The sequence below is a fragment of the Streptomyces odontotermitis genome, assembly GCF_050510915.1.
Classification (GTDB): Bacteria; Actinomycetota; Actinomycetes; order Streptomycetales; family Streptomycetaceae; genus Streptomyces.
On record NZ_JBNJLS010000001.1, the window covers coordinates 529,508 to 549,107 of the forward strand.

The window sequence follows — 19,600 nt, forward strand, 5'->3', positions numbered from 1 at the left end:
GGTCGGGCAGCAGGGCCTAGGGGGCGGGATTACGGGCGCTCATGCGCCGAGGGAGCCTCGCACTCCGAATCCGACTCCGCCTCACGCGCCGAGACCGCCTCACGCTCCGACTCCGCCTCACGCTCCGAATCCGCCTCACGCTCCGAGACCACCTCGCGCCCCGAGACCGCCTCACGCTCCGAGACCACCTCGCGCCCCGAGACCGCCCCACGCTCCGAGACCACCTCGCGCCCCGAGACCGCCCCACGCTCCGAGACCACCTCATGCACCGAGACCTCCTCGTGCACCGAGTGGTCCACCTCCGCCCCCGGCTCCGCCTGAGGTGCCAGGACCAGCATCGTCGCGTCGTCCCTGATGCTCCCCGCGAAGCGCACGACGTCGTCCCAGATCCTCCTGGTCAGCTCCGCCGGCGCGTCCAGGACCGCCCCGTCGGCCTTGATGAGCGCGGCCAGCCGGTCGGCCAGCGGGTAGAAGGTTCCCGACGCGTCCCGGGCCTCCAGCACCCCGTCGCTCAGGGCGAGCAGCAGGTCGCCGGGGTGCAGCCGGACGGTGAGGGGGGCGGGCGGGGCGAGTCCGGCGATGCCGAGGCCGAGGGGCGGGCCCGCGGAGACGGAGAGTTCGCTGATGTCGCGGCCGCACAGGAGGAACGGGGGCGGGTGGCCGCAGGAGATCACGTGCACGACGTCGGAGTCGTCCGGGAACTCCAGGAGCACCGCCGTCGCGAACAGCTCGGCGTGCTCCTCCTCGGCCGCGTCCACGACGAGCCTGCGGTCCAGGCGCTCCGCGACGCCCGCCAGGTCCGCCGAGTCGAGGACCGCCTCCCGGAAGGCGCCGATCAGCGCCGCGACCGTGCCCACCGCGGCGAGCCCGTGCCCCTGGACGTCGCCGACCACCGCCACGACGCTGCGCGGCCCCTTGCGCACGTCGAAGAGGTCGCCCCCGACCAGCGTCTCGTGCTGTGCCGCCCGGTACAGGCCCGCGCACCGCACCCGCCCCACCCGTTCGGCCAGCGGCGGCAGGACCGCGAACTGGGCGGCCTCCGCGACCGTGCGCACCGTCACGAGCTGGGCGTCACGCCGCACCCGCACCCAGGAGATGACCACGCTGAGCAGCGCCACGAAGGCGACGGTCAGCAGGTCGCTCTGGCCGGGGTGGCCGAGCCCGAAGTCGGGCAGGGCGAGGAGCAGGACGACGCTGGCGCCGTAGAGGGCGGTGGCGCCGGGCCCGTACGAGAGTCCGGCCAGCGGCGGGACCGCGGCGAGGAGGAAGGTCAGGTCGACCGACTCGGGCGTGGCCAGCTGCACGACGCAGATGACCACCAGGAGCACGGGGGCGGGCCAGCGCAGCCAGCTGGGCGGGGGCGTCGCACCGCGCAGCCAGCCGTGCCCCTCGTCCTTCCGGCGCCCGGCGGCGGCCCTGAACATCCGCTCGCTCCTTCCGGCGGCCCCCTCTCACGCTCCTACGCGCGCGGGGCCGCCGCACCCCGGGCCGGTCCGTCGGGGCTCTCGGCGAGCGGACCGCTCAGCGGGCCCGGCCCATGTCAGAGGGCCCGTCAGAGGGCCTGGCCCATGATCACGTCGTCCACGTAGGCGCCGTCCAGGAGGAACTCGCCGGGCAGCACGCCCTCGATCACGAAGCCCTCCGTCTCGTAGAGCTTGCGGGCCGGGGTGTTGTGCCCGAGGACGCGCAGCGTGATGCGGCGGGCGCCCTGCCGCCGGGCCTCCTGGACGGCCGCGCGGACCAGGGCGCGCCCGACGCCCGTGCCGCGCGCCTCCTCGGCGACGACGAAGCCGAGGATCTGACGGACGTGCGCGTTGACGGCGAGCGGGGTGGGGAACCCGAGTCTGATGTAGCCGACGACTCTGCCGTCGGCCTCCGCGACCAGATGGTCGCGGGGGCCGAAGCGCCCGGAGAAGAACGGGTCGTACGGCGGCTGGGGGCTGGGCTGGACCGAGTGCAGCGTCGACCAGGTGACCCGGTCCAGGAGGCCGAGCGCTTCCTCGTCCTCCGGTCGTGCGGTGCGTATGTACGTCTCCGGCATGAGCGCCACTGTACGGCGGAGGTGCGACGGCCCGGAGCGGATATTCGCGGGAGGATGGAGCCATGGAACCCACGCGTCCTACGCAGCAGGAGCAGTCCGGGCAGCCGGGCCAGCGGTACCGCGTCGCCGTCGCCGGGGCCTCCGGGCTGATCGGCTCGGCCCTCACGCGCTCGCTCGCCGACGACGGCCACGAAGTGGTGCGGCTCGTGCGCAGAGCCCCGCGCGCGCGGGACGAGGTGCGCTGGGATCCGGCGCGCTCCGAGGTCGACGCGGACGGTCTCGCGGGGTGCACGGCGGTGGTGAACCTGGCGGGTGCCGGGATCGGGGACCACCGCTGGTCGGACGCGTACAAGCGGGAGTTGAGGGACAGCCGGGTGCGGGGCACGGAGACGCTCGCGCGAGCCGTCACCGCGCTGGCCGAGCCGCCCCGGGTGTTCCTGTGCGGCAGCGCGATCGGCTACTACGGAGACACCGGTGAGCGCGCCGTGGACGAGACGGCCCCTCCAGGAGAGGGTTTTCTGCCCTCCATGTGCGTGGAGTGGGAGGCGGCCGCGGCCCCCGCCCACGAGGCGGGCATCCGCACCGTCTTCGCCCGTACCGGCCTGGTCGTGGCGCGCGGGGGCGGCGCGTGGGGACGGCTCTTCCCGCTCTTCAAGGCGGGCCTCGGCGGCCGCCTTGGCGACGGCCGCCAGTACTGGAGCTTCATCTCCCTGCACGACGAAGTGGCCGCCCTGCGCCACCTCTTGGACGCCACGGACCTCTCCGGCCCGGTCAACCTGACGGCGCCGCACCCGCGCACCAACCGTGAGGTGACGGCCGCGATGGGCCGCGTCCTGCGCCGCCCCACGCTCTTCCCGGCTCCGGCACCCGCGCTGCGCCTGGTCCTCGGCGAGATGGCAGGCGACGTCCTGGCGAGCCAGCGCGTGCTGCCCACCCGCCTGGAGGAGTCCGGCTTCACCTTCGCGTTCCCCGGCATCGAGGAGGCGCTCCGCGCGGCGCTCGCCTGAGGGCACGCCAGGAACACGCGGCGCCGGGCCCCGGCCCGAACCTCCGGCGAACCCGGGCCCCGCCGCCCCGCCGCCCCGGCGGCCCCGGTCCCCCCCCGGCCCGCGGCCCGCGCGCCCGGCGGATGCGCCATCGTGCGCCCGTGCCCGGCCGATGCGCGACTGCTTCTGGAGGACCCGGCTCCTACCCTCGTTGCGAACTCGCGTATTCCGGAACTCTGTTGGGGGCATGACGTCTCCAACAGCCGCACGACCTCGGGGAGGGGCACGTGCCAGAGCCTGCGCGCCATGCGGATGTCGTCATCGTGGGAGCCGGGGTCGCCGGGCTCTCGGCCGCACATCGCCTGACCAGTGCGGGAGTAACGACCGTCGTCCTGGAGGCCGCCCCTTACGTGGGAGGCCGCATGTCGACCGAGAAGGTCGACGGCTTCCGGCTCGACCGGATCGGGCAGCTCCTCACCACCACGTATCCCGAACTGCGCCGCACCCCGGGCCTGGACTCTCTGGTGCTGCGGCCGTTCTCGCCCGGCATCCTGGTCCACGGCGAGGGGCGCCACCACCGCGCGGCGGTGCCGGTGAGTGCCCGGAGCGCGAGGGGCGCATTATCTGCGGCGCGCGCCCTCGCGAGCGCCCCCCTCCGGCCCACCACCCCGCTCGGCGGCGGCCTCGACCAGGCCCGCCTCGGCGCGGCCCTCGCCCGGATCGCCGCGACCCCCGTCGAGCGCCTCCTCGCCCGCCCCGAACTCCCCGCGCGGGCCGCCCTGTCCGCGCGCGGGCTGCCCGCGCGCACCATCGACGGCTTTCTGCGGCCGCTCCTGTCGGCCCTGCTGTGCGACCCGCGCCTGACGACGTCCAGCCGGTGCGCCGACCTCGCCCTGCACGCCTTCGCCGGCGGCCGCCTCTGTCTGCCCGAGGGCGGCAGCGACGTCCTGCCCGACCTCCTCGCGGCCGCGCTGCCCACGGGCACGGTGCACACGAACGTCCGCGTCACCGACATCTCCACGACCTCCGTCACCACCGCGGAGCACGGCGACATCGCCTGCCGCTCCGTCCTGCTGGCGACCGACGCGCGCGCCGCCGCCGCGCTCCTGCCGGGGCTGCGCGTGCCGCCGTTCCACGAGGTGACCGTGGTGCACCACGCCGCCCCCGAGCCCCCGCTGCACGAGCCCGCGCTGCTCCTCGACGCCGACCGCCGCGGCCCCGTCGCCCACACCTCCGTCATCAGCGAGGTCGACCCGACGCGCGCCCCCGCGGGCCGTGCCCTGATCTCCTCGACGGTCCTCGGCCCCCCGCCCTCCGAGCGCGCCGTCCTCGCCCATCTCGCCGAGCTCTACGGCACGTCCACCACCCACTGGGAGCTGCTCACCGTCCACCACACCCGCGAGGCCGTGCCCGCGATGCCCCCGCCGCACGACCCGCGCCGCCCGGTGCGGCTGCTCTCGGGCCTGTACGTGTGCGGGGACCACCGGGAGACCAGCACGGTCCAGGGCGCGCTGCACTCGGGCCGCCGCGCCGCCGACGCCGCCCTCGCCGACTTCGGCATCCGGACCGTGAACGCCGAGCGGGCGTTACCCACCGCCGCCTGACTCATCCGACCTCTGGGCCGACCGAGCCACCCCCCGAGAAGCCCCCGCGCCCCCCACGCGGGGGCTTCGCCCTGTTCCCCGCGGCGTGGGCCGAGCAGTGCGCCGAACCTCGTAACTCCCCTTGCTCCAGCATGTCTTGACCGCTACCGTCCCACCGGACCGTCAAGCCCCGGGAGGACCGACGTGCGTCGCACCGTGCCCGTGTTCGCTCTGATTCTCGGCCTATTCATAGGAGCTCTCGGGCTTCCGGGCACCACACCGCCCGCACATGCCGCCGACGCCCCGCCCGCCGTCGTCCCCCGCCCCACCGACTGGACCCCGCTCGACGGCCGCACCGCGCTCACCCCGCGCTCCCGCATCCTGCTCGACCCGCGCACCGCGTCCGCGACCGCGCTCCCCTCCGGCCGCGCCGAACTCCCGGGCCCCGTGAGGGAGTCCGTGCGCGGGCTGGCCGAGCAGCTGCGCGCCGACCTCCGGCGGACCAGCGGCCTCGCCCCGCGCATCAGCACCGACACCGCCCACCCGGCCCCCGGCGACATCGCCCTCACGCTCGCCGACGACCCTCGACTCGGCGCCGAGGGCCACCGGTTCGACAGCGCGGGCCCGGTCCGCGTCACCGCCGCCTCCACCCACGGCCTGTACTACGGCACCCGCACCCTCCTGCAGCTCCTGCGCGCCACCGACCCCGGCCACCGCACCCTCCCCCGGGCCCGCGCCACCGACGTCCCGGCGCAGCCCGTGCGCATGGTCCACCTCGACGCGGGCCGCAAGTACTGGAAGATCTCCTACCTGGAGAACCTGATCCGCAGGATGGGCGACCAGAAGCTCAACACCCTCTTCCTGCACCTGTCCGAGTCCGAGGGCTTCCGCCTCTACAGCCCGAAGTTCCCCGGTCTCGCCGACCCCCGGCACAGCTACAGCCGCGCCGACATCGAGCACCTCAAGTCCTTCGCGGCCCGCCGCCACGTCCAGCTGATGCCGGGCCTCGAACTCCCCGGGCACGCGACGGCGATCAGCGAGACGTTCGGCATCGGCTTCGGCTCGGGCGCGCACCCCTGCACCGGGGCGCACACCCACTCGCACCTCACGCCCGACTGGATCATCGACATGACCAGCGGAAAGGCCATGGCGAAGGCGAAGGCGATCGTCGACGAGTTCGCGGGCTGGTTCGACGCGCCGCTGTTCTCCATCGGCGCCGAGGAGGTGCCGGACCGGCTCGCCGAGTGCCCGCGCGTGAAGGACTACCTGGCCACCGCCCCCGACGTCGCCACCCTCGGCGACCTCCTCAACCGCACCATCAACACCCTTGACGACGTGGTGACTTCCCACGGCAAGCGCACCGCCGTCTACAACGGCTCGGAGCACCTCACCGCGCCCCGGCAGCGCGTCCACTCCCCCGTCGTCTTCCTCACCTGGGAGGGCAGCGGTGCCGAACCCGAGATCCCCGGCCACGACGAGATCGCGATCGGCCCCTTCTACGACACCCCGAACAACTACCACCACAAGTACCCCGACGAGCCCTGGATGTACGACAGTTGGGCCCCGAACACCGACCCCGACATGCTCGGCTCGGGCGTCACCAACTGGGCGGACTACAACTTCTGGTCCGACGACGCCTACTTCGAGCAGCACATGGCGGGCGCCCGCGCGATCCTCGCCGACCGCGCCTGGAACAAGTCCGCGACGCCCGACTCCCTCACCGACTTCCGCGCCCGTGTGCGGCGGATCGGCGACCCTTCCCCAAGCTCTCACCTCCGTTCGAGCAGGGGAGACCCCATTGCCCTCACCCACGACCCGGCCCCGCCCCGCGTCGACGACGGCCGCCCGAGCCACCACTGGACCTTCGACACCGCCCCCTACCCGGCGGGCTGGACCTGGGCGGGCAGCCCCGGCAACACCCTGTTCGCCGAGGACACGGCGGGCGACCTGCCCGGCACCTCGTACATCATCGACAACCCCACACCGGTGGCCGACGGCGTGCGCGGCGGGGCCTGGCGCTTCGACTCCGACCGGGACGGGGTGGGCTTCGGCGGCGTGGACCTGGCGGAGCCCTGGACGGTCTCGGTGGCGGTCCGGCCCACCGCCCGCACCGCCGACCAGGTGCTGCTCAGCTCCCGGGCGGGCGCCCTGAAGCTGATGCAGCACGGCACGGGCAGGGTCGGCTTCACCCGGTACGGGGCGGTCGACCACAGCTTCGACTTCACACTGCCGCTGGACCGCTGGACCCGGCTGACGTGGGTGACGACACCGGGGCACACCACCCTGTACGCGGACGGGAAGCGCGTGGGCACGGTGGCCGACTCGATCCCGCTCCCCCTCCGCTCCCTCGGTACCGAGAAGGCGAGCCTCCGCGGCGACCTGGACGAACTCCTCGTATGGGACGAGGAGTTGACGCCCCGGCAGCTCGCCGGTCAGCCCAGGGCGGCCACCCGGTCCCGGTAGTTGCGCACCGGCCCGGCGTCGCGGTACGGCTCCAGGCGGCGCTCGAAGTCCCGTACGTACTCATGGGCACGCACCGACCGCATCTCGCCGGCCGCCTGCGCCGCCTCCGCGCCGAGCGCGCACGCCTGCTCCAGCTCGCCGAGGCCGAGCCGCGCGGTGGCGAGCACGACCCGGCAGAAGAGCCGGCTGCGGGCGTAGCCGGCGGCCCTCAACTGCAGGGAGCGCTCGGCCTGCTGGACCGCCGCGCGGTACTGCTGGAGGTCGCGGTGGCAGTGCCCGAACTCGTCGGTCAGCTGGGCCTCGTCGAAGAAGCGCGCCCAGTGCGGCACGTCGTCGCCGGGCCGGGCGGCCTCGAAGGCGTTGGTGGCCCGGGCCATGGAGGTGGTGCAGGCCCGCACCTCGCCGAGCACACCGTGCCCGCGCGCCTCGACCGCGTGCAGCAGCGCCTGGACGAGGGGCGGCGCCGAGGACCCGACGCCCTGCTGCGCGACCCGCGCCAGCTGCACCGCCTCCCGCCCGTGCCCCAGGTAGACGGCCTGGCGGCTCATTGTGACCAGGACGTAGCTGCCGTACGCCCGGTCCCCCGCGGCCTGGGAGAGGCGCAGCGCCTGGACGTAGTACCGCTGGGCGAGTCCGTGCGCCGCGATGTCGTACGAGGTCCAGCCCGCGAGCCGGGTCAGGTCGGCGGTGGCCGCGAACAGGCGCCGGCCGGCCTGCTCGCCGTAGCTGCCGCGCAGCATCGGCTCGGCCTCGTGCTCCAGGTAGCGGACGAGGGCCTGGCGGGCGTGCCCGCCGCCGTAGGCGTGGTCGAGGGCGCGGAAGAGGTCGCCGACGGAGCGGAGCGCCGCGATGTCGCCGCTGGTCACCCGCTGTCCGGGGCCGCGGTCCGCCTCCCTGCGCTGCTGCCGGGGCACCACCGGGCGGCCCTGGGACGGCACCCGGGGTTGGCCGTGCGGGCCGTGCGGGGCGGGTTCGCCGCGGCCGACGCGCTCGTCGGCCCGGCCGATCAGCCAGTCCCGGCTCGGCACCACGAGGCCCGCCGGGGTGAAGGCGATCTTCCGCAGTTCGGCGTGGCTGCCCGAGTCCTTGCGCCAGAGGCCGCCGACGATGTCGACGGCCTCCTCCGGCGTCGCGGCGAATTCGAGCCCCGCGTAGACCGGGGCGCAGGCGTCGAGCCCGAGGTCCTGGGCGGACAGGCGCCGCCCGAGGCGCCGGGTGAAGACCTCGGCGATCAGTGCGGGGGTGGTGCCGCGGGGCTGCTGTCCGCGCAGCCAGCGGGTGACGGAGGTCTTGTCGTACCTGAGGTCGAGGCCGTGCTCCAGACCGAGCTGATCGACGCGGCGCGCGAGCCCCGCATTGGAGAAGCCCGCCTCCGCGATGAGTGCGGCGAGTTGGCGGTTGGGCGTGCGCTGCGGGGGTCGTTCCGTCATCGGCTGTGCGGTCTCCTGCCTTCCGGGCGGTGCTGTGAGCAGCCCTTATGGCCTCGTGAACGGCGCGAATGTAGCGGCCGGGGCCGCTCGCATCGGGACCTTCTCTGCGCATTCATCCGATCGTGTGAGGATTGACCGGTGGGCTGACGCGCCACCTCGGGTCGTACAGTGGCGCGGGGCGCGATACGTGCACGGCGAAGGTTTTTTAGGGAGGCACTTGCCGTGAGTGAGATGCAGTTCGTCCGGTTGGGTTTTGGCGCGGACGCCGTCGAGTACCAAGAAGCCTGGGACGAGCAGCGCCGGGTGCACGCCGCCCGCTTCGCCGACGAGGTGCCGGACACCTGCCTGCTCCTGGAGCACCCGCCGGTCTACACCGCGGGCCGCCGCACCGCCCCCGAGGAGCGGCCCCTGGACGGGACCCCGGTCGTGGACGTGGACCGCGGCGGCAAGATCACCTGGCACGGCTACGGCCAGCTCGTCGGCTACCCGATCCAGAAGCTGCCCCGCCCCGTCGACGTCGTGGCCCATCTGCGCCGCCTCGAGGACGCGATGATCGGGGTCTGCGCCGAGTTCGGCATCGAGGCCACGCGGATCGAGGGCCGGGCGGGCGTCTGGGTCCTGGGCGACCCCGTACAGCAGCAGGCCGCGCTCGGCGGGCTTTCGCTCGACTTCAACCCCGATCTCCAGCTGGACGAGGAGTTCGACCACCGGCTCGTCGGCCCCGAGTACGCGCCGTCCAACGCCGGGCAGCGCCGCCAGGACCGGAAGATCTGCGCCATGGGCATCCGCGTCGCCAAGGGCGTCACGATGCACGGCTTCGCGCTGAACGTGAACCCGGACACCTCCAACTTCGACAAGATCATCCCGTGCGGCATCCGCGACGCGGGCGTCACCTCGCTCGCGTACGAGCTGGGGCGCGAGGTCACCATCGAAGAGGTGCTCCCGGTCGCCGAGAAGCACGTCCGCGCCGTCCTGGAGAACGCGGACCTCAAGCCGCGCACCGTCGAGAAGGCCACCGCCTGACGGCCACGGCCGACGGGCCCGGCGCGGGACCGGGGGAATGCACCCCGACGGCCAGAGGTTGGCTGTCCGTGAGGGCCATGAACATCACGGGCGTACCCTGAGGTACGCCGAGGAATCAAAGCTTTAGGGAGCCGGTCGTGTCCGCAGTCGCACCCGACGGACGCAAGATGCTGCGCCTGGAGGTCCGCAACAGCCAGACCCCCATCGAGCGCAAGCCCGAGTGGATCAAGACCCGGGCGAAGATGGGCCCCGAGTACAACGCCCTGCAGAAGCTCGTGAAGAGCGAGGACCTGCACACGGTCTGCCAGGAGGCGGGCTGTCCCAACATCTACGAGTGCTGGGAAGACCGCGAGGCCACGTTCCTCATCGGCGGTGACCAGTGCACCCGCCGCTGCGACTTCTGCCAGATCGACACCGGCAAGCCGCAGGCCCTCGACCGCGACGAGCCGCGCCGCGTGGGCGAGTCCGTCGTGAAGATGGACCTGAACTACGCCACGATCACCGGCGTCGCCCGCGACGACCTGGAGGACGGCGGCGCCTGGCTGTACGCGGAGACGGTCCGCCAGATCCACGCGATGACGGCGGAGCGCGCCGAGGGCTTCACCAAGGTCGAGCTGCTCATCCCCGACTTCAACGCGGAGCCGGACCAGCTGGCCGAGGTCTTCTCGTCCCGCCCCGAGGTGCTCGGCCACAACGTCGAGACGGTGCCGCGCATCTTCAAGCGGATTCGCCCCGGCTTCCGCTACGAGCGCTCCCTCGAGGTCATCACGAAGGCCCGCGAGGCCGGCCTGGTCACCAAGTCCAACCTGATCCTGGGCATGGGCGAGACCCGCGAGGAGGTCAGCGAGGCGCTGCGCCAGCTGCACGAGGCGGGCACCGAGCTCATCACCATCACCCAGTACCTGCGCCCCACGCCGCGCCACCACCCCGTCGAGCGCTGGGTGAAGCCGGCCGAGTTCGTGGAGCTCAAGGAGGAGGCCGAGCAGATCGGCTTCTCCGGCGTCATGTCCGGGCCGCTGGTCCGCTCCTCGTACCGCGCGGGCCGCCTCTTCCAGATGGCCGTCGAGAAGCGCGGCGCGTACGTCGCCTCGCAGGCGGTGTGAGCCCGCTCGGGCATGCCCGCGAGCGCCCGCGTGTGAATCCGCGCACAAGCAACTACCGCCCAGTATTGGCGCGTTGACCACGGCCCGTACGATCCCCGCAGGTGAGGGGGAACGTACGGGCCGCGTCAGGATTCAGGGCCCTCGCGTCAAGGCTTCATCGGTGTTTGACCGCTCGGTCACGTCCTGGTAACACCAATCAGTGACCCTGCTATTACCGCACGTACAGCCTTACCCATAGCCGCTCGAGCCGCTCACGTCGCTCCCCAGGAGGGCATCACCATGCAGGCCGCGCCCGTACGCGCCACCGCCATCCCGTCCGTCACCGACGCACTGCGCGCCGTGGAGTCGCTGCTCATGAGCAGCGGCCAGCGCACCGCTCGCCGCAACGCCTGGACGTCCGTGCTCGAGGACCGGCGCCGCGCCAAGGACCGGGTCGAGGCTCAGCGCGTCTTCGAGGACGTGGGCACCCGCACGTCGTAGTCGCCTCCGCGGCCACGTAGACTCCCTGGCATGGCGAGGAAGGAAACCGCGGCGGACGCCGCGAACCCCGGGCGACTCAAGCAGATCGCTCTGACGTACCAGATGACGCGTAGGGCCGACTCCAAGATCGGTCTTGTCATCGCCGCTGTGGGAATTGTCACCTTCGGTGTCTTCCTCGCGATCGGCTTTCTGATCGGGCACCCGATCTATCTCGGCATTCTCGGCTTCGTGCTCGCCTTCCTCGCGATGGCGATCGTGTTCGGGCGCCGGGCCGAGCGGGCCGCCTTCGGGCAGATGGAGGGCCAGCCGGGAGCGGCGGCCGCGGTGCTCGACAAGATCGGCCGCGGCTGGACGACGACCCCGGCGGTGGCGATGAACCGCAGCCAGGACGTCGTGCACCGCACCGTCGGCAAGGCGGGCATCGTCCTCGTCGCCGAGGGCAACCCGAACCGCGTGAAGAGCCTGCTGGCCGCCGAGAAGAAGAAGATGGCCCGCGTCGTGGGCCCGGACGTCCAGGTCCACGACTTCATCGTCGGCACCGGCGAGGGCCAGGTCGAGCTCAAGAAGCTCCGCACCACGCTCCTCAAGCTCCCCCGCGTCATGCAGGGCCCGCAGGTCACCGCGACCAACGACCGCCTCAAGGCGATGGGCGACCTGATGAGCAACATGCCGCTGCCGAAGGGGCCGATGCCCAAGGGCATGCGGATGCCGCGCGGCGGCGGGCCGAAGGCGCGCTGACGCCACCGTCATTCATACGTCGATGGGGCGCCGAACCGGTTGGTTCGGCGCCCCATCGACGTATGCGGGAAAGGGTTCTAGACCCTGATCTGCACGGCGCGGGCCAGGCGGTCGTGGAGGCCGCGGCCGTCGCGGTCCCAGATGAGAGCCGGGATGGCGACGCACAGCAGCAGCGTCCGTACGAGGACCCGGCCGAGGCCGAGGCGGCCGCCGCCCTCCGCGACGACCCGCAGCCTGAAGAGGAGCTTGCCCGGCGTGCACCCCACGGTGCCCACCGTCAGCAGGCCCATCACGAAGAACAGGCCGAGCGCCCAGTTGCCCATCGCCTGCTGGTCACCGCGAGCGAACAGGCCGTATGCGATGAGCATGCACAGCGCCCAGTCCACGGCGATCGCCCCGATGCGCCGCCCCGGGCGCGCGATCGAGCCCGGGCCCTCCTCCGGCAGACCGAGCTGCTCGCCCCGGTATCCGAAGTCGACGCCCGCGTCCTCGGCGGCCGCGCGGGGGCCGGAGAGCCACGATCCGATTGCTTGCCTGTTGTCCACCCGTCCACGGTACTGCGCCCCATTTCGCACACGGACGGGCGGGGTGGGACGCGCGCCACCCGGCTCGGTTAACTTCGACGAAACAAATGGGTCATGCTTGAGAAATCCCGTCTCCCTATGGTCGGGTCCCAGCGTGTGCCACCGCACTGGCCGCACCACGAGCTTGCAACCCCGCCCCTCCCGGGACGGGAGTAGGAGGAGTTGGATGTTCCAGAACGCCGACGACGCAAAGAAGTTCATCGCGGACGAGGACGTCAAGTTCGTAGACGTCCGGTTCTGCGACCTGCCGGGTGTGATGCAGCACTTCACGATCCCGGCGGCGGCGTTCGACCCCGCCGAGGAGCTGGCCTTCGACGGTTCGTCGATCCGCGGCTTCCAGGCGATCCACGAGTCCGACATGGCGCTGCGCGCCGACCTCTCGACGGCCCGCGTGGACCCCTTCCGCCGCGACAAGACCGTCAACATCAACTTCTTCATCCACGACCCGATCACGGGCGAGCAGTACAGCCGTGACCCGCGCAACGTGGCCAAGAAGGCCGAGGCGTACCTCGCCTCGACGGGCATCGCGGACACGGCCTACTTCGGTCCCGAGGCCGAGTTCTACGTCTTCGACTCGGTCCGCTTCGAGACCTCCGCGAACCGCTCGATCTACGAGATCGACTCCGAGGCGGGCGCCTGGAACACCGGCGCCGTCGAGAACAACCGCGGCTACAAGGTCCGTTACAAGGGCGGCTACTTCCCGGCCCCGCCGGTCGACCACTTCGCGGACCTGCGCGCGGAGATCTCCCTGGAGCTGGACAAGAACGGCCTCCAGGTCGAGCGCCAGCACCACGAGGTCGGCACCGCCGGCCAGGCGGAGATCAACTACAAGTTCAACACGCTGCTCGCCGCGGCCGACGACCTGATGCTCTTCAAGTACATCGTGAAGAACGTCGCCTGGCAGAACGGCAAGACCGCGACCTTCATGCCGAAGCCGATCTTCGGTGACAACGGCTCGGGCATGCACGTCCACCAGTCCCTGTGGGCCGGTGGCGAGCCGCTCTTCTACGACGAGCAGGGCTACGCGGGCCTCTCGGACACCGCCCGCTACTACATCGGCGGCATCCTCAAGCACGCCCCCTCGCTCCTCGCCTTCACCAACCCGACGGTGAACTCCTACCACCGCCTGGTCCCCGGCTTCGAGGCCCCGGTCAACCTGGTCTACTCGCAGCGCAACCGCTCGGCCGCGATGCGCATCCCGATCACGGGCTCGAACCCGAAGGCCAAGCGCGTCGAGTTCCGCGCCCCGGACCCGTCGTCCAACCCCTACCTCGCCTTCTCGGCGCTGCTCCTCGCGGGCCTCGACGGCGTCAAGAACAAGATCGAGCCGGCCGAGCCGATCGACAAGGACCTCTACGAGCTCGCCCCCGAGGAGCACGCGGGCGTCCCGCAGGTCCCGACCTCCCTCCCGGCGGTCCTCGACGCCCTGGAGGCGGACAACGAGTACCTCCAGGCCGGCGGCGTCTTCACGTCCGACCTGATCGAGACGTGGATCGACTACAAGCGCACGAACGAGATCGCCCCGATCCAGCTGCGTCCGCACCCGCACGAGTTCGAGCTGTACTTCGACATCTAAGATCCGACCTCTGAGGTCGCCGCGGGTCAGAGCGCTTGCTCGCTCTCCCGGGCCGTCTGTGGGCCGTCGGCCGTGTTCTTCCGCTCTCGGGAGGCGCGGCCGACGGTCTTTTCTTTGGCTTCGGGGTCGCGTTCCCTGGTCTTGGAGTCGAGCTTGAGGACCAGCGCCGCGTACAGGCAGACCATCGGGGCGTCGACGGCCACCGACAGCCAGTCCATGTCGGCGGCCGTCTCGTCGGAGGCGAGGCCGCCCGCGACGGCGGAGGCGATGCCCATCGCGAGGAGGTTGTTGAGGATGTGGAGGGCGATCGCGGCCTCCAACCCTCCCGTGCGGTGCGTCAGATAGGCCGCCACCAGGGCGAAGACCAGCAGGTCGGCGAAGCCCCACGGGGTGCCCCAGCCGTGGGCTGCGGCGAAGAGCAGGGCCTGCGGCAGTACGGCGATCCAGGGTGAGCGGACCCAGGCGCCGACGGCCTGGACGAGCCAGCCACGGAACACGTACTCCTCGGCGGCGGCCTGGAAGGGGACGAGGGCGCAGACGACGGCGAGGCCCGTCAGGAAGGGCAGCAGGCCCGCCCACTCCGTGTCCGTGCCGGTACCGCCGCCCGACGACTCGGGGAGCAGCAGCATGATGCCGAGGCTCGCGGCCGAGACCGGGAGCGCCACGGCGAGGCAGCGGCCCAGCCTGCGTACGCGGAGGTGTCCGGTCACGGAGGACACGGTTCCCGCCGGGCGCCGCTGCGTCCAGCGGGCGGCCAGCAGGACGGCGGGGGTCAGCACGGCGAGGGAGAGCAGCGCCACGGCCGTCTCGCCGATGCCGCCCAACTCCCGTATTCCGTCGGCGTCCTGGGGGCGGTCCAGGGCGGCCCCCGCGAGTTCGCCCGCGCCGAAGACGAGGAGGGTGAGGACCAGGGCGGCACCGAGGATCATCGCCGTGCCCGCGAGGGGGCGCCACCAGCGGTGTCGGCCGGTGGAGAGGGCCTGGCGGTGGTACGGGAGCGGGGTTGAGGGCGGGAGCTGGGGCGGGAGCTGGGGCGGGAGCGAGGGCAGGGATGAGGGCAGGGATGAGGGCGGGGGCGTCATGGGTCCAGCCTTCCGGTCCCCGGGGGCCGTGGCCTCGGTCTTCGGCATGATCAGGGTCTCCGACCTGGGATAGAGGGCGGGTCCCGGGGGCGGGAAACGGCGTGGGGCATTCGTATGATCTCGGGATCATGGAGCACATACGGAACTGGCTGCTGCCCGTGCTGCTCGCGGTCCTGCAATCGGCCATCTGGCCCGGGGCGGCGGTGCTGCGCGGGGACGGGGCGGGCATCGCGGTGTGGGAGTGGGGCGGTGCGCTCGCGCTCACCGTCGTCGCCACCGCCGGTCTCGGGGTGCGGCGCAGGCACCCCGTCGTGGCGGCGTTCGTCGTCGATGCCGTGCTCTTCGCCGGGCTTTTGCTGCCGATGAACGCGACGCTCGTCCATGAGGCGGGGGTCTTCATCGCGCTCTACTCGGTCGCGGTGCGCCGGTCCGCGCGGACGGCGCTCCCGGTGACGGGAGTTCTGGTCTGCACGTCGCTGCTCCGCTCGCTCGTCGGGAGTGAATCGGGGGTCGACGTCGTCGCGAGCGTCGTCCTGAATCTCGCGATCCTCGCCGCCGTCGTCGAGCCCGGACACAGACGCCGCCGCTGGCACGCCGGGCGCAGTGCCGCCGCCCGGGAACTGGCCCTCGCGGAGGCCGAGCGCAGCACCGCGGCGACCACCGAGCGGCAGCGGCTCGCCCGTGAGCTGCACGACGTCAGCGCCCATCACCTCACCTCCGTCGTCGTCACCGCCGACACCGCGCGGCGCCTGGGCGACCGGCGTCCCAAACTGGCCGCCGAAGCCTTGGAGTTCGCGGCCGAGAGCGGTCGTGCGACGGTCGCCGCGCTGCACCGTCTGGTGGCCGTGATGGAGACGGCGGCGGCCGACGAGGGCAGCGGGCTCGGGGACCGGGTCGGCGAACTGGTCGCCGGGTTCGAGCGGTTGGGGCAGCCGGTGGCCGTACGGATCGAGGAGGAGTTCGACGGGCTCACCGGGCCGGTGGCCGAGGCGGTCTTCGGCATCGTGCGGGAGGCCCTCACCAACGCGCTGCGGTATGCGGCGGGGGCGGAGGTGCGGGTGGTGGTGCGGGGGTGCGAGAGCGGGCTGGATCAGGGGGTCGCCGGGCGTGCGGGGGCGCTGGAGGTCGTCGTCGAGGATGACGGGGGTGGGTCGGGGGGTGGCTCGGCCGGTGGGCCGGGCGGTGGCTCGGGCGGTGCGCGTGCTGATGTGGTGCGGCAACGGCTCGGTGGGGGGCGCGGGACCGTCGGCATGCGGGAGCGGGCCACCGGGCTCGGGGGGACGTTCGACGCGGGGTGGCGGGCGGATGGTGGGGGCTGGGTGGTGCGGGCTCGGATACCGCGGGGGGTGAGGCGTGGCCTCGGGCGAGGTGGCGGGCTCAGGGACGGGCATGAGGGCCCGCGTGACGGCGGGCTTGTCGGGGGGCGCGGTGGCGGGCGCGCTGTTGTGCGGCGGCTCCGGTCCTCTCCCCCGAGCAAGGACCTGCTCGCCGACGCCGCCGTCATGCTCGCCGTCGCCGTCGTGCCCAGCATGTTCGTGCTCGTCGACCGGTCCGCTTCCGACGCTCTCCTCTCGGCGCCCACCGCTCTGCACGCCCTGCCGCTGCTGTGGCGGCGGAGGGCGCCCTGGGCCGCCCTGGGCGGGGTGCTCGCCGCCGCCTGGGTCGGGCCGGTCACCCTCGCCTTCGGGGTGGTTCCCGCGGATGCGGTGGGTGCCCTCATGGTGGGCGGTGGCATCGCGGTGTGCGTCGCGCTGTACTCCGTGGCCCGGTACGCGGGGCCCGCCGCGCGCAGTCTGCCCGGCCTCTTCCTCGCCGTCGGGATGACGGGCATGACCACCGCGGGGACAGGGCTGGTGTGGGAGGGGGACGACGGTGAGGGAGGCGTCGGGCTCGTCGTCTTCGTGGTCGTCGTCACCGCCCTCTTCGCCGCCCTGCCGCTGGCCGCCGTCTGGGGCCTCGGCGCCGCCCTGCACCGCCGCCGCGAGCGCGTGCGCAGCCGGGAGGGCAGCGTGCTCGCCGCGACCGTGCAGGCCGCCGTCGTCGAGGCGTACGAAGAGCGGCAGCGCATCGCCGCCGAGCTGCGCGGCACCGTGCTCCCGCACGCGCGCTCCGTCGTGGACGACGCGGGCCGCGGCGACCTCGACGGAGTCGCCGAGCGGGCCCGGGCCGGGCTCGCCGCCATGCGTGAACTGCTCGCCGCGTTGCGGGAGGTCTCCGGTGAGAGACTTCGGGACGGTGAGCCGCAGCCCCAGCCCCAGCCCCAGCCCCAGCCCCAGCCCCAGAAAGAGGTGTCCCCATCACTGTCCGAGTGATGATCGTCGACGATCAGGCCGTCGTCCGCACCGCCTTCGTGGCCGTCGTCGACTCCGAACCCGACCTCGAAGTCGTCGCCGAGGCCGCCGACGGCGCCCACGCCGTGGAGCTGGCGCGCGACGTGCTGCCCGACGTCGTCCTCATGGACATCCGCATGCCCGGCATGGACGGTCTCACCGCGACCCGGCTGCTCACCTCGTACGAGGACGGGCCCCGCGTCCTCGTCCTGACCACCTTCGACCAGGACGCCCATGTGCACGACGCGCTGCGGGCGGGGGCGTCCGGGTTCCTGCTCAAGGACGCGCAGCCGGAGGAGCTGCTCAGCGGGATCCGGATCGTGGCCTCCGGGGAGGCGATGCTCGCCCCGACCGTCACGCGCCGGCTGATCGACGCCTTCGCCGAGGGCCCGCACGGTGCGCACGGCGTGTCCGTCCCGGTCGAGCCCGGGCCCGGCGCCGACGCCCTCGCCGCCCTCACGCCCCGGGAGCGCGAGGTCCTCTCGCTCGTGGCGGCCGGGCTCGCCAACGCCGAGATCGCCGGCTCCCTCGGGGTGACCACGGGGACCGTGAAGTCCCATGTCACCGCCCTGCTCAGCAAGTTGGGGCTGCGCGACCGGGTGCAGGCCACGATCTTCGCCTACGACACCGGGCTCGCCCGGCCCCGCTCAGGAGGTCAGGAGGCGGGTCGGGGTGAGCCCCGGTAGGTGCCGAAGGACCACTTGTTGCCCTCGGGGTCCTCGATCGCGAACTCCCTGCTGCCGTACGGCTGGTCCTCGATCTCCCGGATGACCTTCACGCCCGCCGCGCCGAGCTTGGCGTAGAGCGCGTCCACGTGGTCCGTGACGACGTACGCCCCGAAGGTGCCGGGCGTCTGGCACCAGCCCTGGGACGCGGCCTGCGGGTCGTACGAGCCGAGCATGATCGCGCCGCCCTCCGGCCAGTCGAGCTCCGCGTGGGCGACGCGGCCGCCGTCCTCGTACACGGCCGTGCGCACGAAGCCGACCGTGTCGACGAGGAAGTCGATGAGGGCGGGGGCGTCGGTGGCCTGGAGGGTGGGCCAGACGTCGGGGGCGCGTTCCGTGGTGTTGTCCGCGTTGGTGGGCATGGCTTCTCCCGTGGTGGTTTCGGTCCGGTTCCGGCGTTCTGGTGTGCCAGCTCCGGTGTTCCGGCTCACTCCCACTCTTCGCCGTACCGGTTCCCGCCCGCTTGGATATTCCGGCACTCTTCGGCCAGCCACCCGGAGGGGCTGAGGCCGGTGTACTGCCGGAAGTCGCGTACGAGGTGTGAGTGGTCGTAGTAGCCGCAGTCCGCCGCGACCCGGGCGAGGTCCGGCGGGGCGTCCGCGGCGACGGCGCGGACCACGGCCGAGCGGGCGTGCTGGAAGCGCATCAGGCGGGCCGCCTGCTTGGGGGTGAGGCCCGTCTCGGCGCGGAAGAGGGTGCCGAGGCGGCGCTCGCTCAGGGCCACGTGGGCGGCGAGGCCGCGGAGGGTGCCGGTGCCGCGGTGGCGGGCCAGCCAGGTCCACGCCTCGGTCACCTCGGGGCGCACGTCGGCGGTCCGCGCGCCCTTCTCGTTCTCCGCTGCCGCCGCGCGCTTCCTCAAGTAGGCGCCGAGGAGCGCGAAGCGGTCCTCCCAGCTCGTCAACGTGCGCAGCCGGTCGCGGACTTCGGTGGCCGCGGGGCCGAGGACGTCCGCTCCGGACGTGACCAGCCGGTCGGCCAGTTCGGCCGCGGGCAGGCCGAGGAGCGCGCGGGCCGCGAGGGGGTGGACCGCGAGCTGGATGCCGGACTCGCGCTCGGGCTGGAGCAGGTACGCGGGGCTCTGGTGCAGGCCGCCCACGACGATGTCGGTGCGGGTTGCTTCCGCACCGGTTGCCTGGGCGAGGGTGGTGCCCGCCGTCACGGGGCCGTCGAGGGAGAAGACCAGGGTCAGGTAGGGGGAAGGGAGGCCGCGGTGTATCGCCGGGGGCTGGTGCTCGCTGCGGTAGCCGACCGCGGAGACGACCATTCCGCCGAGGTGGGGCTCGGCTCTCACGAATTCCGTGGACGGGGGGTCCAAGGGGTCCATGGGGCCAGTATGCGCGGAGGGCGGGACTTCTTCCCGGCTGTGCCCGGACCGGCCCGACGAGACCGTGCGGCGCTGTGCCCGGACCGGCCCGACGAGGCCGTGCGGCGACGGAAAGCGGCTACCCCTGTTCGC

At 73.0% G+C, this 19,600-nt stretch carries 17 protein-coding genes; 10 read left to right on the forward strand and 7 right to left on the reverse strand.

Translation table 11 applies throughout. The features are described 5' to 3' along the window. Nucleotides 1–29 precede the first annotated feature (29 nt). A complete protein-coding gene (locus ACQB60_RS02435) occupies nucleotides 30–1,424 on the reverse strand; it encodes a PP2C family protein-serine/threonine phosphatase (RefSeq protein WP_496924104.1) in 1,395 nt (464 codons plus the stop codon). Nucleotides 1,425–1,552: 128 nt separating this feature from the next. Beyond that, a complete protein-coding gene (locus tag ACQB60_RS02440; RefSeq protein WP_496924105.1) occupies nucleotides 1,553–2,041 on the reverse strand; it encodes a GNAT family N-acetyltransferase in 489 nt (162 codons plus the stop codon). 62 nt (nucleotides 2,042–2,103) lie between these two features. On the opposite strand from ACQB60_RS02440, the gene ACQB60_RS02445 reads away from it, so the two are divergent. The 3 genes from ACQB60_RS02445 to ACQB60_RS02455 all read left to right on the forward strand — a co-directional run bounded on the left by ACQB60_RS02445 (nucleotide 2,104) and on the right by ACQB60_RS02455 (nucleotide 7,073). Beyond that, nucleotides 2,104–3,048, forward strand: a complete 945-nt coding sequence (locus ACQB60_RS02445) for a TIGR01777 family oxidoreductase (RefSeq protein WP_496924106.1) — start codon at nucleotides 2,104–2,106, stop codon at nucleotides 3,046–3,048. 266 nt (nucleotides 3,049–3,314) lie between these two features. Then, on the forward strand, nucleotides 3,315–4,631 hold the full coding sequence (locus ACQB60_RS02450; protein ID WP_496924107.1) for an NAD(P)/FAD-dependent oxidoreductase: 1,317 nt from the start codon (nucleotides 3,315–3,317) through the stop codon (nucleotides 4,629–4,631). A 201-nt stretch (nucleotides 4,632–4,832) separates the two neighbouring features. Continuing rightward, entirely contained in the window at nucleotides 4,833–7,073 is a 2,241-nt protein-coding gene (locus tag ACQB60_RS02455) for a family 20 glycosylhydrolase (RefSeq protein WP_496924108.1), read from the forward strand. Here the strand turns inward: ACQB60_RS02455 and ACQB60_RS02460 are convergent. Continuing rightward, a complete protein-coding gene (locus ACQB60_RS02460; RefSeq protein WP_496924109.1) occupies nucleotides 7,043–8,503 on the reverse strand; it encodes an NsdA family TPR-like regulatory protein in 1,461 nt (486 codons plus the stop codon). The genes ACQB60_RS02455 and ACQB60_RS02460 overlap by 31 nt on opposite strands. A gap of 222 nt (nucleotides 8,504–8,725) precedes the next feature. Between ACQB60_RS02460 and lipB the strand changes: the two genes are divergently transcribed. The 4 genes from lipB (at nucleotide 8,726) to ACQB60_RS02480 (ending at nucleotide 11,847) form a co-directional block, all read left to right on the forward strand. After that, nucleotides 8,726–9,526: a lipoyl(octanoyl) transferase LipB gene (lipB, locus tag ACQB60_RS02465; protein WP_496924110.1), complete on the forward strand. Its 801-nt coding sequence runs from the start codon at nucleotides 8,726–8,728 to the stop codon at nucleotides 9,524–9,526. 137 nt (nucleotides 9,527–9,663) lie between these two features. After that, nucleotides 9,664–10,629, forward strand: coding sequence for a lipoyl synthase (locus ACQB60_RS02470; protein WP_496924111.1), 966 nt, complete (start codon nucleotides 9,664–9,666; stop codon nucleotides 10,627–10,629). Between the two features lie 279 nt (nucleotides 10,630–10,908). Then, nucleotides 10,909–11,109 (forward strand): SCO2195 family GlnR-regulated protein, encoded by a 201-nt coding sequence (locus tag ACQB60_RS02475; protein WP_496924112.1) that lies wholly within the window; start codon nucleotides 10,909–10,911, stop codon nucleotides 11,107–11,109. A 30-nt stretch (nucleotides 11,110–11,139) separates the two neighbouring features. Next, on the forward strand, nucleotides 11,140–11,847 hold the full coding sequence (locus tag ACQB60_RS02480) for a DUF4191 domain-containing protein (RefSeq protein ID WP_384850986.1): 708 nt from the start codon (nucleotides 11,140–11,142) through the stop codon (nucleotides 11,845–11,847). 77 nt (nucleotides 11,848–11,924) lie between these two features. Here ACQB60_RS02480 and ACQB60_RS02485 read toward each other — a convergent pair whose 3' ends face one another. Next, nucleotides 11,925–12,392 (reverse strand): RDD family protein, encoded by a 468-nt coding sequence (locus ACQB60_RS02485; RefSeq protein ID WP_384851113.1) that lies wholly within the window; start codon nucleotides 12,390–12,392, stop codon nucleotides 11,925–11,927. Nucleotides 12,393–12,597: 205 nt separating this feature from the next. Between ACQB60_RS02485 and glnA the strand changes: the two genes are divergently transcribed. Further along, nucleotides 12,598–14,007 (forward strand): type I glutamate--ammonia ligase, encoded by a 1,410-nt coding sequence (gene glnA, locus ACQB60_RS02490; protein ID WP_496924113.1) that lies wholly within the window; start codon nucleotides 12,598–12,600, stop codon nucleotides 14,005–14,007. Nucleotides 14,008–14,033: 26 nt separating this feature from the next. Here glnA and ACQB60_RS02495 read toward each other — a convergent pair whose 3' ends face one another. Next, nucleotides 14,034–15,137: a CPBP family intramembrane glutamic endopeptidase gene (locus ACQB60_RS02495; protein ID WP_496924114.1), complete on the reverse strand. Its 1,104-nt coding sequence runs from the start codon at nucleotides 15,135–15,137 to the stop codon at nucleotides 14,034–14,036. 80 nt (nucleotides 15,138–15,217) lie between these two features. On the opposite strand from ACQB60_RS02495, the gene ACQB60_RS02500 reads away from it, so the two are divergent. Together ACQB60_RS02500 and ACQB60_RS02505 are read left to right on the forward strand one after the other, a co-directional pair. Continuing rightward, a complete protein-coding gene (locus ACQB60_RS02500; protein WP_496924115.1) occupies nucleotides 15,218–17,401 on the forward strand; it encodes a sensor histidine kinase in 2,184 nt (727 codons plus the stop codon). Continuing rightward, nucleotides 17,386–18,105 (forward strand): response regulator, encoded by a 720-nt coding sequence (locus ACQB60_RS02505; RefSeq protein ID WP_496924756.1) that lies wholly within the window; start codon nucleotides 17,386–17,388, stop codon nucleotides 18,103–18,105. The genes ACQB60_RS02500 and ACQB60_RS02505 overlap by 16 nt, the downstream gene beginning before the upstream one ends. Here the strand turns inward: ACQB60_RS02505 and ACQB60_RS02510 are convergent. Then, a complete protein-coding gene (locus ACQB60_RS02510) occupies nucleotides 18,075–18,506 on the reverse strand; it encodes a VOC family protein (RefSeq protein WP_496924116.1) in 432 nt (143 codons plus the stop codon). The genes ACQB60_RS02505 and ACQB60_RS02510 overlap by 31 nt on opposite strands. A gap of 65 nt (nucleotides 18,507–18,571) precedes the next feature. Beyond that, on the reverse strand, nucleotides 18,572–19,468 hold the full coding sequence (locus ACQB60_RS02515; RefSeq protein WP_496924117.1) for an AraC family transcriptional regulator: 897 nt from the start codon (nucleotides 19,466–19,468) through the stop codon (nucleotides 18,572–18,574). Nucleotides 19,469–19,600 lie beyond the last annotated feature (132 nt).

Coding starts and splice junctions, on each gene's coding strand:
- ACQB60_RS02445 (WP_496924106.1), top strand. CDS start 2,104: ATGGAACCCACGCGTCCTACGCAGCAGGAGCAGTCCGGGCAGCCGGGC.
- ACQB60_RS02460 (WP_496924109.1), bottom strand. CDS start 8,503: ATGACGGAACGACCCCCGCAGCGCACGCCCAACCGCCAACTCGCCGCA.
- ACQB60_RS02480 (WP_384850986.1), top strand. CDS start 11,140: ATGGCGAGGAAGGAAACCGCGGCGGACGCCGCGAACCCCGGGCGACTC.
- ACQB60_RS02435 (WP_496924104.1), bottom strand. CDS start 1,424: ATGTTCAGGGCCGCCGCCGGGCGCCGGAAGGACGAGGGGCACGGCTGG.
- ACQB60_RS02515 (WP_496924117.1), bottom strand. CDS start 19,468: ATGGACCCCTTGGACCCCCCGTCCACGGAATTCGTGAGAGCCGAGCCC.
- ACQB60_RS02500 (WP_496924115.1), top strand. CDS start 15,218: ATGGAGCACATACGGAACTGGCTGCTGCCCGTGCTGCTCGCGGTCCTG.
- ACQB60_RS02510 (WP_496924116.1), bottom strand. CDS start 18,506: ATGCCCACCAACGCGGACAACACCACGGAACGCGCCCCCGACGTCTGG.
- ACQB60_RS02495 (WP_496924114.1), bottom strand. CDS start 15,137: ATGCCGAAGACCGAGGCCACGGCCCCCGGGGACCGGAAGGCTGGACCC.
- ACQB60_RS02475 (WP_496924112.1), top strand. CDS start 10,909: ATGCAGGCCGCGCCCGTACGCGCCACCGCCATCCCGTCCGTCACCGAC.
- ACQB60_RS02440 (WP_496924105.1), bottom strand. CDS start 2,041: ATGCCGGAGACGTACATACGCACCGCACGACCGGAGGACGAGGAAGCG.
- glnA (WP_496924113.1), top strand. CDS start 12,598: ATGTTCCAGAACGCCGACGACGCAAAGAAGTTCATCGCGGACGAGGAC.